The following is a 14,945-nucleotide window of genomic DNA, read 5'->3' as shown; positions in this document are numbered from 1 at the left end:
CCGCTCCGGCGACACGGCTACGTTGGAGGATATGTACCACGTCGAAACAGTCAAGATCCATGACCTGCGCTCCGGTGAGGACGATCCGCACGGCACCAACGTGCTGGTGGACCGGATGTGGCCTCGGGGAGTGGCCAAGGACGACGTAGATCTGGAGGAGTGGCTGAAAGATGTTGCCCCGTCGCCGGATCTCCGCAAGTGGTTTGACCACGAGAAGGACAAGTTCGCCGCGTTTAGCAAGAAGTACCGCTCGGAGCTGGACGAGCATGCAGAAGAGCTCGATTCTGCAGACTCCGAGGACCTCTCTGATGCCGCGAAGGATTTAGACACGCTATTGAAGCTGGCTAAGAAGTCCAGCAAGACCACGCCGTTGGTACTGGTGTACGCGGCGAAGGATCGCAAGATAAATCATGCGAACGTGCTGGCAGACTGGCTGACCAAACAGAAGTAGCGCAGCGTGCGGACATCGTCCCGGCTCGCGCTACAATCTCTGGAGACTGTCCCCGCAACTACCACCGGATGGAGAACGTAGTACATGCTGCACGCCGTGAGCTTCGCGCTGATCGATTCGCTCAATGTGCTGCTCATCGGGGTCCTGTTTGCCGCTGCGGTTCTCCACGCGCGGAAGCCGACCTACGGCAAGGTGGCCACGCTGCTGATCGCCGGGGACTGGTTCGGCGTATTCATCCTCTCCCTGTTCACCATGTTGGTGTTCGACGGCATCGGCGACCTCGTCCAGCGCTTCCTCCATTCGCCGATCCTGGGTGTCTTGCTGATCGCTACCGGCCTGCTCAGTGCGGTGCTGACCTTCCGCGGCGGCGACCCCACGCCCATGATCCAGCGAGTGTCCGCACCCCTGCAGACCGCCTCGCGCAAAACATTCTTCACCGGCATGAGCCTGGGGTTGATCCAGTCCGTGACGTCGATTCCGTTCTTTGTGGGCCTTGCGTACTTGAGCGATTCTGGGCTTGCCACCTGGTCGCGCTACCTCGGCGTGGTGATGTACGCCAGCTTGGCGCTGAGTCTTCCGGCCCTGTTCGGGTTACTCATTGGTTTTATTCGACGCCACCCTGATTCCCCCGTCGCTCTATTCATCGAGCGGCTTGGGACGCACAAGGATGCCACCATTGCGGCCTCGGGATATGTCGTGGCCGTGGTATTGATCCTGCTGGGCATCCTGTACCTTTAGTGGTGGATCACTGCTGCAGGAATTCCATCCAGCTGTCCCATTCGCGCACGGTTTGGGCCATGCCTGCGTTGAAAGACTGCTTGAGTTTCTGCAGGTTGCGTTCGGTGTTTTGGATGCGCATGTCATCCGGATAAAACACCAGTGCTTTGCCGTCGCTTTCTAGCTGCTCAATAACTTCGGCGTAGTGGTTGTAGCGCTCGTGCCGGGTCAGCATGGCCTCAGCTACGGCGGGACGGGAGCGCAACAACCTGCGAATCAGCCGCGGGCTGCGCGGGGGCGTGCGGCGGAAACCGCGAGGCCGGGTGCGCAGGATGAGAAACTTCTCAAAGCCGTCATCCATCGCGGCGTCTACGGCCAAACCACCGGAGCGGCCAAGGGCGCCGTCCACGTAATCCACGCCGTCGATCGTGGGCGTGGGCATCAGGCCCGGCAGGGTGCCGGAACAACGCATGCGGCGCATGAAATCCTTGAGATCGTTAAAGTCCTCGCGTCCCCAGTAGACCGTCTCTCCGTTATCTGCCCGGGTGGCGCCGATGCGCAGGGGCGTGGGGTCATTAACGAAGGTCTCCCAGTCAAAGGGCAAATCTTCGCCTGGCGCGCCCGCGATTTCAAAAACGTACTCCGCATTGAAGTAGCCGGTGCCGCGCAGAAGACTGCGCACCCCGCCAGTGCGAGGATCTGCCCCGAATTCCACGAAGCTGTGCGTGGCACGCCACCGGTCGTGGGAGAGGAAGTTTGCGGAGTGAGTGGCGCCGGCGCTGATTCCACCGACCCAGCCAAAGGACACATTATGAACGATGAGCTGATCCACGCAGGCAGCCGTATAGCTGTTGCGCATCCCTCCACCTTCGAAGACGAGGGCTACATTAGGGGCATCAACCATGGGAAACCTCAGACGTGTGGGGCAGGTTAATCCTGCAATTTATTCTTCGTGCTTGTTGCTTTTGAAAGGCAAGAAGTGCACGATCGCGACCACGATACTACCCACGATAAATCCGAAAATCATCGAAAAGAATGTATTCACGATCCACCGGAGGGCAGCATTGTCGCCGACCGCTTCTTCCGCGTGGTGGATCTGCTCATGAGGCCACTGCCAGAACAGCTCATAGAGTCCCTCGACCAGAATATGGCCGCCAACCCACAGCATGGCTGCGGTGCCGATCACGGCGATGATTTGCAGGACATAAGGCATACCCTTGACTAGGCCCCGTCCGACCTTTTGCGAGAATTCCGAGTCTCGCTGCGCCATGGCTAGGCCGATATCGTCCATCTTCACCAACGCGCCCACAGCTCCGTACACCACCAGAGTGATCAGTAAACCAACGATCGCTAGGATCACTGCCCGGTTGAGGAAAGGCTGGTTCGCTACCTCGTTGAGGGAGATGACCATGATTTCCGCAGAGAGGATGAAGTCCGTCATCACTGCTCCGCGGACAATCTCGGACTCTGGTTTGGCTGCCTTTTCCTCTTCCGCATCTTCTGCGGCATCCTTATGCAGAAGCTTTTCCCAGATCTTCTCCGCACCCTCGAAGCACAGATACGTGCCACCACACATCAGCAGAGGAGTCAGCGCCCACGGGGCAAGCCAGCTCAGAATCAGGGCGATCGGCAGGATGATCAGCAGCTTGTTGCGCAGACTGCCCTTGGTGATCTTCCAGATGATGGGCAGCTCGCGGTTGGGCTTGACTCCCGCCACGAACCGTGGAGTCACGGCTGCATCGTCGACCACCACACCGGCAGCCTTCGCGGATGTTTTGCCCACTGCCAGCCCCACGTCATCCACGCTGGCAGCGGCGGTTTTTGCAATGAGTGCCACATCGTCGAGTAGGGCGGCTAGACCAATGGCCATGGGCGAGGGCTCCGATCTCCGAAAATTGTTACAACAGGGGAGTGCAATCTGTTCAAAGATACGGCATTAACTGTGGCTCTTGGGCACCAACGAGTCTTCAGATAATAAATGATGCCCCCTTAAAGAGAGGAATCTGTCACAGATTTACTTCCTCTCCTCGCGCTTAGTCGCAACTGCATCTATTATTAACTCGATTTAAAGAGGAAAAATTAGAAACCCATGATCGGATCACACATGAAGCACCGTTTTGCCCGAGCGTGCGCTACTCTCGCTCTCGCCGTCACTGCAGTGGCTGGCGGAACCGCCGCCGCCTCCGCGCAGACTCTGGGCAGTTCCAATGTCGGCCTTCCTGATCTGAGCAGTCGTCAGTGCGCTGCCAACATGGTGATTAGCGTTCCCGGTGGAGCGAACTCCAGTGCACGAGTTCCAGACAACGTGCCGCACGGGTTGTACACCACCGACGTGGGCCCGCAGCTGCGCAACACCACGGGTGGCCGAGTCGTGGACCACTACGCGTCCTTCGATTCTCTGCCCGGCGGATTCCGTAACTATGAGACCGTCCGCAACGGTGCCCTCAAATCCGCCCGGAACCTGATCGCGCGCGATGCAGCCAAGTGCCCAGACGCCAAGTTCAGCATCTACGGCTACTCCCTAGGAGCTGACGTGGCTTCCTTGCTGGTTCGCGACATTGGCCATGGCCGGGGACCAATTCCCGTTGACCGACTCAGCTCTGCTGTCTTCATGGCGAGCCCGAACCGCGGCGTGCCTGGCGTCGAACAACTTGGTGGAGCTCCTGGCCACACCGAAGGTGCCTTCGGCGCGCTGCCCGGCGGCTACGGCGAAGCGACCGACCGCGCGGTGGACATCTGCCGCCGTGGAGATATCGTTTGCGACACGCCACACGCAACGTCGACCGTGGCAAAGCAGCTGGCGAAGACCGCAATCTTGACCTCCCACACCAACCTGGGCGCGGCGTTGACCTCCATCAACAGCCTGAGCCCTGCAGACAAGCTGGTCGCAGCGCCAGCGCTGATCACGGGATTCCCCATCCACATCGACTACGCGGCGGTGAACGGAACGGGCCTGTCCGCCAACTACATCCGCAGCCACCTGGCTTAGTTTTCAGGGCATAGTTTTCTGGGCTAGCCCTGCGGCACCATCGGCCCGATGTTTCCCGCCCCCAGGCAGATATGGGCGTTGCTATCCGCCCCATGAACCTCAACCATGATCGTGCCGCCGCCACCGGGCACGCTAACCCACTCGGGCTGAAGATCCGTGCTGACCGGCACGGTAACAGCCCGAGATCTCGTTTGTTCGGCAGTCTCCAGCCCGTTCGGCGTGGTGATGGTCATCGTGGTCCCTGGAGTCGACGCCACCGCGTTGAGCTCCCACACCCACAGCCCAAATGGAAGCGGATTATCGATTTTCACGATCTTCCACTGTCCCGATTGCACGCGGATCCCACACTGTTCAGCATCGCCGTGTTCCGTGCGTGCTGCAGGCAAAACCGCCGCGGGCACTACATTGCCCTGCACATCGATGACCTGCGGGCGAGTGGTGAGGTTTTCCTTCTCCTTGCCCGTGACCGAGTAAATGGTGTTGTAGGGATGCATCAGCGGAGTGAGCACTTCCAGCGGAACCGGCTGATCCAGGATTGGTTCTTGAGTCTGGTCGAGAGAACGCTGGAGGTTCGCTAGATAGTCACCTGTGGGGTCATCCTTCCACGCGTTGACCCAGGACACCGTGGTGATCGTGGAAGAAACAGCGAGCAGGATTGCGAGAACAATGCGTAGGTGGGGGAGGTGACGTCGGGAAGAAGGCCAACGATACGTTCCCGCGGCCAGAATCAGGACGCTCAACGTCCACCACTCGGCGTAATAGTGCAGCGTACGCGTCAGCAAGTCGGCAGCACCAGGGCCCGTGCGCGCATTGCCCAACACCCACATCAGGACCATGAAAAAGGCCAAGGAAACAACCAACTCTGCACCGCGGCGAGGGCGCCGAAACACCCATCCGATGACCAGGACCGCTGCCACAACCACCGCCAATATCAGCAGCCAGGTGGGAGGGCTCGCAAAGGCCTGCGATGGAGTCCACCTTTCCCAGACCCACGGGCCGCCCAGCATTCCCGGTATCACGGCTTTGCCCAGAGTCTCGGGCAGGAAATCCATCAGGTTTTGCGGGGAATCCGAACGGAACACGGTGGTGTTGCTAAAGACGACAAAGGCCCACGCGATAGACAATGCAAGCGGGCCCAACCAGAACAGCCAGTTGATGCGACGATGCATTATCCACACGGTAAAGGCCACCAGCGGAGCGATGGACAAGGACTTTTCGGATAGCGTCAGAGCGCCCAAGACGGCGAGGGAAGCCACTACTGAGGGCCACACCAGGCGGTGAGGAGAATTCACGGCGATGCTGGCGCACCACAAAGTCACCGCAAAGCCCAGCTGCCAGCCCAAAGAATTTAGAGCCGCGGACCACCAGCCGGAGGCGGTCATCAAAAACGGCGAGAATGTTAACGCCACGAACGTCAGCGTGTACAGTCCGCGCAGGTCACGAGACTTCTGCCGCGGGAACAGCCGAGTCAACGCGGCGGCAAAAAAGCCATACGTCGCCGCGGTCATCACCACGATGACGCACGCTGGAAACACAAAATTCAGCGGGGCAATCGCATCAGCCAGAACCTGAATGCCGATCGCGCCCGGCATCACATGACCGTCGTAAGACTGGAAGAAATCCGTGAAGCTCGCGTCCCGGAAGCGAGCCGGAATAACCAAGTCATCCCAATAGAACGTGCGTTGCGAGAGTTGATAAATCCGCAGGCACAGCGCGGCGATCGCAATGGCCGTGAGCCATACCCACGGGGAACGGGACTTGATGGTGGGCATGATGTGCGGGTTGTTCCTCAAATATCGTCGACGCCAAGAGCCAAGCACCCGGCGCACAAGTGGAGTAGCAGGAACTACTCAGATTCGACGACAGGCTGAATGCTTAATACTGGCACATCGCCGGCACAACCTTCGAGGTTTTCCATAGCAATAAAAGCAGCAGAGGTCTGCGCTGGAGGGTAGACGCGCAGTCCGTCCGCCTTGGTGGGATCACACTCGGAAGGATCCAGCGGGCCGGTGGAGGTGACCTTCAGGTCCGCGGTTGCAGATTGACCCTTGTCGATGGTCACCGGCTGGTACTCAACATTCTTTTCCCGCGTCGCCGAGGCGCCCAGCTGAGTTCCGTTGTTATCTGTCACCAAAGAGACGCCGGGGAAGCCGTTGAGGACACACGGGGCATCGCCCTTATTGGTGAACTTAATGGAAAACAGAGTGGATCCGGCGGCGCCGTGTGGCTCGGTCGTGGTGATATCGAGGGCGTTGGTGGCGCAGATGTTGTCATCGTTTGTTTCCGACGTCTGACCGCCCTGTGCTGTCAGCGCTGCATTGGTTTGTGCATCGGAAGACTCGGCAGACTTGGTGGACTCTGACGAAGAATCTGAGCTCGTGCCATCTTCGGGGAAGCAAGCGGCCAAAGCGGTGCTCGATAAGGCGGTGAGTGCGGCGAAAACCAGCGCTGCCTTCCGAGTGGAACGCACGGGGCGCTTGGCACGAGGGGCTGTGCTGGGTGAGGAGGAAACGGACTGCAACCGTGTATTCATGTCCCATACGTTAATAGGAGGGGCCAGTGGGATAAAAGTGAAAAGGGGCGTTCACCCTGCAAAGTGAGCAAATTGATTCCAATTTGTAATGAAAACCGGCTGAGATGGCGCGGAAAGATAAAGAAACGGGGAACAGAATATATCGTCAGCCGCTCCGGCTACACTGGAGTACGTCCGTTCTCGTGCACAATTGCCGGTACACGCACCCTCGACAGGTGGCGTTCTGTCCGGCCACAAACGACAGATCTTACGAAAGGTTGTTCACCACTATGGGTTTTAACCCGGATTTCGAGCCCTTCCGCCTTCCCGACGAGTACCTGGAGCTGCGCAGCGCCATCCGTGGCCTCGCAGAGCAGGAAATTGCTCCTTATGCTGCGGATGTTGATGAAAACGAGCGCTTCCCGGAAGAGGCTCTCAAGGCTCTGAACGCCTCTGGCTTCAACGCTATCCACGTTCCAGATGAGTTCGGTGGACAGGGCGGAGATTCCCTGGCCGCAGTCATCGTCATTGAAGAAGTGGCTCGCGTGTGTGGATCTTCCTCTCTGATCCCCGCAGTGAACAAGCTGGGAACCATGGGCTTGATCCTCAACGGTTCCGACGAACTCAAGGGTGAGGTGCTGCCAGATATCGCCAACGGCGAGATGGCATCTTATGCACTGACCGAGCGTGAGGCCGGCTCCGATGCCGGTGCTATGAAGACCCGCGCGGTGCGCGATGGCGATTCCTACGTCATCAACGGCTCCAAGTGCTTCATCACCAACGGCGGACGCTCCAGCTGGTACACCGTCATGGCCGTGACTGATCCAGATGCTGGCGCTCGCGGCATCTCCGCATTCATGGTGCACAAGGATGACGAAGGTTTCCGCGTGGGCGGACTGGAACACAAGCTGGGCATCAAGGGTTCCCCGACAGCTGAGCTGTACTTCGAGGACTGCCGTGTCCCCGCCTCCCGCATGATCGGCGAAGAGGGAAGTGGCTTCAAGACTGCTCTGCAGACCTTGGACCACACTCGCCCAACCATCGGCGCGCAGGCTTTGGGTATTGCTCAGGGCGCATTCGATAACGCCGTGGCTTACGTCAAGGAGCGCAAGCAGTTCGGCAAGGCCATCGCGGACTTCCAGAACACACAGTTCATGCTGGCAGACATGAAGATGAAGATCGATGCTGCGCGCCTGATGATCTACACCGCAGCGTCCAACGCTGAGCGCGGCGAGGCAGAAAGCGGAGAGAAGCTGGGTCTGCTGGCAGCAGGCTCCAAGGCCTTTGCCTCTGACGTGGCCATGGATGTCACCGTGGATGCAGTCCAGTTGCTGGGTGGCTACGGCTTCACCCGTGATTTTCCACTGGAGCGCATGATGCGCGACGCGAAGATCACCCAGATCTACGAAGGCACCAACCAGATCTGCCGCATGGTCATGGGCCGCCAGATCCTCGGCTAGCAGGGACTTTTAATAACACGAGCCGGGATCTTCCTGAAGGAGGGTGCCGGCTTTGTCGTTACCGAGGAAATGGGGAAGTGTACACCCTGATGCAAATCGTTACGCAACATGAAAAAGTTAGTTTCGCCATGCAAGCGGTGTATAGAAACCCCCCCCGGGGGTAAGAATTTTTCGGTAGGGTGTAGCAAAAACTCAGGGTATCGCGGTAGATAAATGTTTATACCGTTCATATTTTGACAGGAAGTACACAATGTCTCTCATCCTCGAAATCCAGGAAATTGTCTCCGGTCCAATCAAGGACCTGTTCCTCGAGATCACCGGCCCGCTGTTCCAGTTGCCTCCCGCTCCTCAGCTGCCTCCGGTAGACGTTCAGGTTGGTCCTGAGACCGTTGGTGACGTGAACTTTGGTTCTTCCTTCGGTGATCAGAACTTCGGCTCCAGCTTCGGCGATTTCGCTCCTGAGTTGGGCTCCAGCAATGGTGACCAGAACATCTGCGGCCTGTCATTGCCTTCCATCCTAGGCTCTGCTGGCTAATAGCTCAACGCACAAATCCGGCCTATCTGCAGCAAGTCGCTGTGGATAGGCCGGCTATTTTTGTGTTCGGCGAGTCGATCGAATTACGGCTTGGGTGGGTGGTCGGACTCGCGGGGAATGTCCTGGTGCCAGGCCAGCGGGTAATCATGCCGCGATAGCCACGAGTGGAGATTGCCGTGGGTATTAATGCCGTCCAACAGCTGCTGGGTGGCGTGTAGCGCTCGGTTGCCCTCTTCGGCGTCTATGTATCCGGCGGCGAGCGCAAGGCCCAGCTCGTCGAGATCTAGCACTTCCAACCTTCCGCCACGATGTGTGACCACGTCGATGTAGAGGTCCCGCGTTGTCCAATTGTCTGGATCGGAATTGTCCACCGTGGCGATGTCTACGTACATCTCCTGGGTGGGCACATCCTTGCGGGCCTGTTCGCGAAAGTGAAACCAGGTCACGCGGATATCCAGACTCGGGTAGAGCCAGGATTCTAGATAGTGGAATCGAGGATGATCAGCCGGCCGCGCCATATACAAAGCGCCCCGCTGGATCGAAAACTGATCCACGGGGTGAGTAAACCCCTTGGGGTCTACGTTGACCTGCTCGGCGATCTGAAATGACTCCAGCTTGACTGGGTGCAGATCGGCCATGGGTGCTTAGCGAACTGGAATGATTGCTGCGGTAGGCAGGAAGTTGCAGTTCGAAGGGCCGTTGTCATTGTTGGTGGTCACGCCACCGGTAACGACAGCCAGCACGGTGCCGCTGCCAGTCTTGGCTGCGCCGTTGACGGTTGCCGGACCCTTAGGGTTGATGCCGTTGTAGCCCAAGCGGGTGGTGCCCATGCGACCGTTGTTGATGTTGACCCACTGGACGTTCATCTGGGTGGTCTGGCGCTGAGCGACGGTTCCGGTGCCCAGGGCAGTGAAGACGAAGTTGACTTCGCCGCGACCCACGCCGGGCAGTGGCAGTGCGGCAGGGCCAGGCACGGCGGCTGCGGTGCCGACGGCGTTGTTCTTGCCGTCGATGCAGGAACCGGCGATGGTTGGCCATCCAAACTGGGTGAACACAGGGCCGTTTTGTGGGATGTCGACGCCAGGCTCGCCATCGCCACGGAAGAAGCCAACCAGGCGCTTCAGGATTGGCTGCAGCCTCTCTGGGGTCGCTGGATTCTCAGCCAGGTTTTCCATCTGGGTGAGGATCTGCTCGTTGGGGCGACCCAGTTCATCGAGTGGGCTTGCAGCGGTTGCCGGGGCAAACAGGGTGGGAACGGCCAGGGCGATAGCAGTGGTGATGGAAGCGACTGCTCGTGAGGTGCGTCGTGAAATAGCCACGGTCAACCTTTCATGTCCTTTGAAAATCGTGGGTAAAGCGTATGAATTCGCGCTAGTGCTGAGCAAATGTGCAGCTCAAATGACATATCGCGAATTAACAATAGTCACACCAGTAACAAATGTCACATTGATAACAACCTTCGTTGCTATGGCAATATGGTATCACTACTAAAACTACAACTGTAGCGAAACGGTAAATTCCCGTAGGTTTTCCTGAATTCCCCTGACAATTACCTCTTCGTGATGCTCCGGATGAGAGGTTTGGGGCGGAAGAGAGTAGCATTTAACCGTTACCCGCTTTAGCTATCAGGAAGTTTTGGATCTGTGACCCTCACTGAATTCCGTAATGTCGCCATCGTCGCACACGTTGACCACGGCAAAACCACCCTCGTGGACGCCATGTTGCACCAGTCGGGAGCATTCGACTCCCACGGTGAAGTGCAAGATCGTGTGATGGACTCAGGTGACTTGGAAAAGGAAAAGGGCATCACGATCCTTGCCAAGAACACCGCCATCCGTCGCAAGGGAGCCGGCAAGGATGGTCAGGATCTGATCATCAACGTGATCGACACCCCAGGCCACGCCGACTTCGGCGGCGAGGTGGAGCGCGCGCTGTCCATGGTGGACGGCGTGGTTCTGCTGGTGGACGCATCTGAAGGCCCGTTGCCTCAGACCCGCTTTGTGCTGGGCAAGGCACTTGCCTCCAAGCTTCCCGTGATCATCTGCGTGAACAAGACTGACCGTCCGGATGCGCGCATCGACGATGTGGTGGAAGAAGCGCAGGACCTGCTGCTGGAGCTGGCCTCTACCCTCGAGGACGAAGACGCAGCCCTTGCAGCCGAGAAGCTGCTGGATCTGCCAGTGCTCTACACTTCCGGTCGCGAAGGCAAGGCCTCCACCGAAAACCCAGGCAACGGCAACGTCCCCGATTCTGAGGACCTGCAGCCACTGTTCAACGTTCTCTACGATGTCCTCCCAGAGCCTTCTGCAGACATCGACGCTCCTCTGCAAGCACACGTCACCAACCTGGATTCCTCGTCCTTCCTGGGACGAATCGGCTTGGTCCGCATTTTCGCGGGCAAGCTCCGCAAGGGCCAGCAGGTTGCATGGATTCACTACGACGATGAAGGCAACCAACACATTAAGACCGCCAAGATCGCAGAGCTGCTGCGTACCGTCGGTGTGACCCGAATCCCTGCTGAGGAAATTATCGCCGGTGACATCGCCGCAATCTCTGGCATCGATAACGTCATGATCGGTGATACCTTGGCCGATCCAGAAGATCCTCAGGCGCTGCCACGCATCACCGTGGATGAGCCAGCTATCTCCATGACCATCGGTGTGAACACCTCCCCGATGGCCGGAAAGGGTGGCGGCGACAAGCTCACCGCCCGCGTGGTTAAGGCTCGCCTGGACCAAGAGCTCATCGGTAACGTGTCCATCCGCGTTCTCCCCACCGACCGTCCGGATGCCTGGGAAGTCCAGGGCCGTGGCGAAATGGCACTGTCAGTGCTCGTGGAGACCATGCGACGTGAAGGCTTCGAGCTGACCGTGGGTAAGCCACAGGTGGTTACCCGCACCATCGACGGCACCCTGCACGAGCCATACGAGAACTTAATCATCGACGTGCCAGAAGAGCACCTCGGTGCAGTTACCCAGCTGATGGCCGCCCGCAAGGGCCGCATGGAGAGCATGGACAACTCCGGCTCCGGCTGGATCCGCATGCACTTCATCGTGCCTGCGCGTGGCCTGATTGGTTTCCGTACCGTGTTCATGACCGAAACCCGCGGCACCGGCATCGCCAACAACTACTCCGCTGGCTACCAGCCGTGGGCAGGCGAGATCAAGGATCGCGCCTCTGGATCCCTGGTGGCAGACCGCACCGGTCAGATCACCGCATATGCACTCATGCAGCTGGCTGACCGAGGCTCGTTCTTCGTTGAGCCTGGCGTCGATGCATACGAGGGCATGGTCGTGGGCGCCAACAACCGTGATGAGGACATGGACATCAACATCACGAAGGAAAAGAAGCTTACCAACATGCGTTCCGCAACGGCTGATGCCACCGTGACGCTGGCCAAGGCTAAGAACCTGACCTTGGAAGAGGCCATGGAGTTCTGTGGTGTTGACGAGTGTGTTGAGGTAACTCCAGACACCGTGCGCGTCCGCAAGGTGATTCTGAACGCTACCGAGCGTGGTCGTGCTCGTTCTCGCGAGAAGCAGCGCAACCAGGCCGCTCAGTCCTAAAGCGACATAGCGGCAGGTGAGACGCGCGTGGGAGCGTTTTTTGGTGACGGTGGGCGAGCAGAGGCTCGGGTGAGCTGGCGACGACGTGGTGTTTTCTTAGCGACGCCACTTCTGGCCGTCATGCTTGCTGCCTGCCAAGCTAATCCCGGTGACGCTCCGACTGTTGAGCAGGTGGATTCGACCGCTGAATCCGCACCGCCGACAGCTCCTCCCGATAAAGATGACCTGCAGCTGCATGTGGGCATCGGCTCGTTTACCGGCAATCTCAACCCGCACCTGACGGGCAATGTTAGTGCCACGGTGATGGGCATCGCAGATCTCACTCTGCCCAGCACTCACAACCTGCGCGACGGCGCGTGGGAGATGAACTCTGATCTGCTTCTAAGTGTGACTCCCAACGATCCACAGACTCCTATAAAGGTCACCTATCAGCTGAACACGTCGGCTCAGTGGTCAGACGGCACGCCGGTAAACGTTAGCGATTTCCGCTATCTCCGCCAGCAGATCGTGCAGAATCCTTCCACGGCTGAAGCTGCCTCGTATGAACTGATCAAGTCCATCGAGCCGGTGTCCGGCGGGAAGATCGAAGTGACGTTTAGCCAACCGTTTGCTGGGTGGCAGTCGCTGTTTCGGCATCTGCTGCCCAGCCATATCTACGGTGCTGAGAATCAGCCGTTTGCCACGATGATGGACGGTAATTTGGCTGCTTCTGCCAGCGCGTATGCCGTCACCAGCATCGATGAAGGCCGCGGACGCATTGAACTGCGCCGGAACGACCGCTTCTGGGGGGATACTCCCGCGGCCACGGACCGGCTCATTTTCGATCGGATTCCGGATCTTCCGACGGGCATGCAGATGCTGCGTACCGGCCAGATCGAGATGATGGTCTCGGAGCCCAGCGATATCAGCACCATTGCCCTCGAATCGATTCCGGGCGTGCAATATCGAGCTATTGAACGTCACGTGGATTTGAGCTTTTTGTTGAATACCCACAGCTCAACTATGGCTATGACTGATTATCGCGCACGGATCATGCAGGCATTGAACCCAGACCGCATCGCGCAGATAGCCACGGAAAGTACCCACACGGTCCGGCCAGCGAACCCGCCGATTGAGGCGGCTGCGGTCCGAGGTGCGGCGACGGAATCGACGAATGAGCAAACGAATGACCCCGCGCGTGCCCTCGGTAGCCTCAGCGGCGACGGGGCGGTAGTTATCGGTGCACCGTCGGACGACGATCGGGCCGTGGCAGCAGCACGCGTGGCTGCCGATCAGTTGAACTCCGCAGGTATCACTACTCGCGTGGTGACGAAAGACGAAGCGGAACTGTTTGCTAAGGATATTCCTGAGGGAACCGTGGATGCCGTAGTGAGTTGGCAGAAGACCCCAGAGAGCAGCACGGATTACTTCAACCAGTTCTATTGCTCACCGAAGCAGGGCGGAACTAGCACTGAGGGTGCGGATGCGGAGCGGAATAGTCTCATTCCATTGTCCGGAAACATCACTGGCTACTGCAGTGAAGAGCTGTATCAGGGTCTGTTGGACACTATCGAAGGAAAAACGGCCTTCGCCGCTCAGCAAGACAAGCTCAATGAGCGCATTGCGCAGGCCAACGTCGTGGTCCCCTTGGTGCGGGATACGCAAGTGGTGGCCACAGGCCCGGCGATCGAAGGAGCTGCTCCTGCGCTCGAACAGTGGGCGGCGGATCCTTTGAGCGGCGTGATGGTCTCCGCACCGGATTGGAAGAAGCTCAATTTGGATGAATCGAGCGAATCTTTGGAAGGGGAGCAGTAGTGTCACAAGACCTGCACAATCTGACGGTGGTGGCGGTGCATGCCCATCCAGATGACGAGTCCATTTGGACGGGGTTACTGCTCGCACAGTTAGCGCGGCGCGGGGCGCGCACCCACGTGGTGACCTGCACGATGGGGGAGCAGGGCGAAGTCATTGGCGATTACCAAGCACTGGTGGAAGAACACACCGGGCTGCTCGGCGGTTATCGCATTGCGGAGCTGGAGCGAGCACTGGAAGCCTTGGGTGCGCAGCCACAGCCGGATTTCCTGGGCGGAGTGGGCCGGTGGAAAGATTCCGGCATGGCCGGTTCTGACTCAATACAACGCGCCGGTGCCTTTGCCAACCCGGAGGATGGGGAAGCATTCCACCATCAAGTCGAGCACCTGACTACTGCGTTGCAGCGCATACAGCCAGACATCGTGCTGACATATGCGCCGGATGGCGGCTACGGCCACCCGGATCACATTCGTGCCCACAAGATCACGCACGCGGCAGTCAGTGATGGGGGTGTGCCGTCGGTTAAGCAGATCTTGTGGCCTCGTACCGTGACTCAGGATGTGCAGGACGGTATGCAGGGAGCACACGTTCCGGAGGAGTGGAGTGCTCCTGCGGACGGAGACATCGCCAGCGTAGATAAGTCCGAGACGTCGCTGCGAGTGCAGGGAAGTTCAGCGGACGTAGCAACCAAGCATCGCGCCATGCGGGCGCACGCCACACAGGTCTGGTTCGCGGACGGACAACCCAGCCCGGCGCAGCCCCATACCGTTGCAGTACCAGAGGGTTCGCCAATGCTGTGGGCGCTGAGTAATTTGATTGCCCAACCGCTGCTGGATACCGAATGCTATTCAGTGGGATATACCGCGGAGGGAATCAGCCAAGACTATTCCGTCCAACAACTTGGAATCGATCGGTTTTAGGCGT

General features: G+C 58.7%; 14 protein-coding genes. 8 read left to right on the top strand and 6 right to left on the bottom strand.

Annotation, left to right across the window (positions count from 1 at the left end; translation table 11 throughout):
• Nucleotides 1-31: 31 nt before the first annotated feature.
• The gene (locus tag IM764_RS02565; protein WP_099297413.1) at nt 32-451 is read left to right on the top strand and encodes a DUF488 domain-containing protein; all 420 of its coding nucleotides are present in this window, start codon (nt 32-34) and stop codon (nt 449-451) included.
• Nucleotides 452-535: 84 nt separating this feature from the next.
• Nucleotides 536-1,189, top strand: coding sequence for a hypothetical protein (locus tag IM764_RS02560; RefSeq protein WP_099297411.1), 654 nt, complete (start codon nt 536-538; stop codon nt 1,187-1,189).
• Nucleotides 1,190-1,196: 7 nt separating this feature from the next.
• Here IM764_RS02560 and IM764_RS02555 read toward each other — a convergent pair whose 3' ends face one another.
• Entirely contained in the window at nt 1,197-2,072 is an 876-nt protein-coding gene (locus IM764_RS02555) for a patatin family protein (protein WP_194186782.1), read from the bottom strand.
• A gap of 39 nt (nt 2,073-2,111) precedes the next feature.
• Nucleotides 2,112-3,038 (bottom strand): DUF808 domain-containing protein, encoded by a 927-nt coding sequence (locus IM764_RS02550; RefSeq protein ID WP_194186781.1) that lies wholly within the window; start codon nt 3,036-3,038, stop codon nt 2,112-2,114.
• A gap of 219 nt (nt 3,039-3,257) precedes the next feature.
• Here IM764_RS02550 and IM764_RS02545 point away from each other — a divergent pair, with 219 nt between their 5' ends.
• Entirely contained in the window at nt 3,258-4,157 is a 900-nt protein-coding gene (locus IM764_RS02545; RefSeq protein WP_194186780.1) for a cutinase family protein, read from the top strand.
• Between the two features lie 23 nt (nt 4,158-4,180).
• Here the strand turns inward: IM764_RS02545 and IM764_RS02540 are convergent, their stop codons facing one another.
• Both IM764_RS02540 and IM764_RS02535 read right to left on the bottom strand, forming a co-directional pair.
• On the bottom strand, nt 4,181-5,929 hold the full coding sequence (locus IM764_RS02540) for a hypothetical protein (RefSeq protein WP_194186779.1): 1,749 nt from the start codon (nt 5,927-5,929) through the stop codon (nt 4,181-4,183).
• Between the two features lie 74 nt (nt 5,930-6,003).
• Nucleotides 6,004-6,690 carry a DUF4232 domain-containing protein gene (locus IM764_RS02535; RefSeq protein WP_194186778.1) on the bottom strand — a complete coding sequence of 229 codons (687 nt, stop codon included), beginning with the start codon at nt 6,688-6,690 and terminating at the stop codon, nt 6,004-6,006.
• A 269-nt stretch (nt 6,691-6,959) separates the two neighbouring features.
• On the opposite strand from IM764_RS02535, the gene IM764_RS02530 reads away from it, so the two are divergent.
• On the top strand, nt 6,960-8,129 hold the full coding sequence (locus IM764_RS02530) for an acyl-CoA dehydrogenase family protein (protein WP_194186777.1): 1,170 nt from the start codon (nt 6,960-6,962) through the stop codon (nt 8,127-8,129).
• Between the two features lie 250 nt (nt 8,130-8,379).
• A complete protein-coding gene (locus IM764_RS02525) occupies nt 8,380-8,664 on the top strand; it encodes a hypothetical protein (protein WP_194186776.1) in 285 nt (94 codons plus the stop codon).
• Between the two features lie 83 nt (nt 8,665-8,747).
• Here IM764_RS02525 and IM764_RS02520 read toward each other — a convergent pair whose 3' ends face one another.
• The gene (locus IM764_RS02520) at nt 8,748-9,302 is read right to left on the bottom strand and encodes a DUF402 domain-containing protein (protein WP_099297396.1); all 555 of its coding nucleotides are present in this window, start codon (nt 9,300-9,302) and stop codon (nt 8,748-8,750) included.
• A gap of 6 nt (nt 9,303-9,308) precedes the next feature.
• The gene (locus tag IM764_RS02515; protein ID WP_099297394.1) at nt 9,309-9,983 is read right to left on the bottom strand and encodes a hypothetical protein; all 675 of its coding nucleotides are present in this window, start codon (nt 9,981-9,983) and stop codon (nt 9,309-9,311) included.
• Between the two features lie 324 nt (nt 9,984-10,307).
• On the opposite strand from IM764_RS02515, the gene typA reads away from it, so the two are divergent.
• The 3 genes from typA to mshB are packed head-to-tail and all read left to right on the top strand — an operon-like array spanning nt 10,308 to nt 14,941.
• Nucleotides 10,308-12,230 carry a translational GTPase TypA gene (typA, locus tag IM764_RS02510; RefSeq protein ID WP_099297392.1) on the top strand — a complete coding sequence of 641 codons (1,923 nt, stop codon included), beginning with the start codon at nt 10,308-10,310 and terminating at the stop codon, nt 12,228-12,230.
• Between the two features lie 27 nt (nt 12,231-12,257).
• Complete coding sequence (locus tag IM764_RS02505) at nt 12,258-14,024, top strand: ABC transporter family substrate-binding protein (RefSeq protein ID WP_194186775.1); 1,767 nt, start codon at nt 12,258-12,260, stop codon at nt 14,022-14,024.
• On the top strand, nt 14,024-14,941 hold the full coding sequence (gene mshB, locus IM764_RS02500) for an N-acetyl-1-D-myo-inositol-2-amino-2-deoxy-alpha-D-glucopyranoside deacetylase (RefSeq protein WP_312589032.1): 918 nt from the start codon (nt 14,024-14,026) through the stop codon (nt 14,939-14,941). Before IM764_RS02505 ends, mshB begins: the two co-directional genes overlap by 1 nt.
• Nucleotides 14,942-14,945 lie beyond the last annotated feature (4 nt).

The sequence above is a fragment of the Corynebacterium sp. ED61 genome (assembly GCF_015233855.1).
Taxonomy (GTDB): Bacteria; Actinomycetota; Actinomycetes; order Mycobacteriales; family Mycobacteriaceae; genus Corynebacterium; species Corynebacterium dentalis.
The sequence above is the reverse complement of the archived record's forward strand: the minus strand, read 5'-3'. Positions and strand labels throughout refer to the sequence as shown.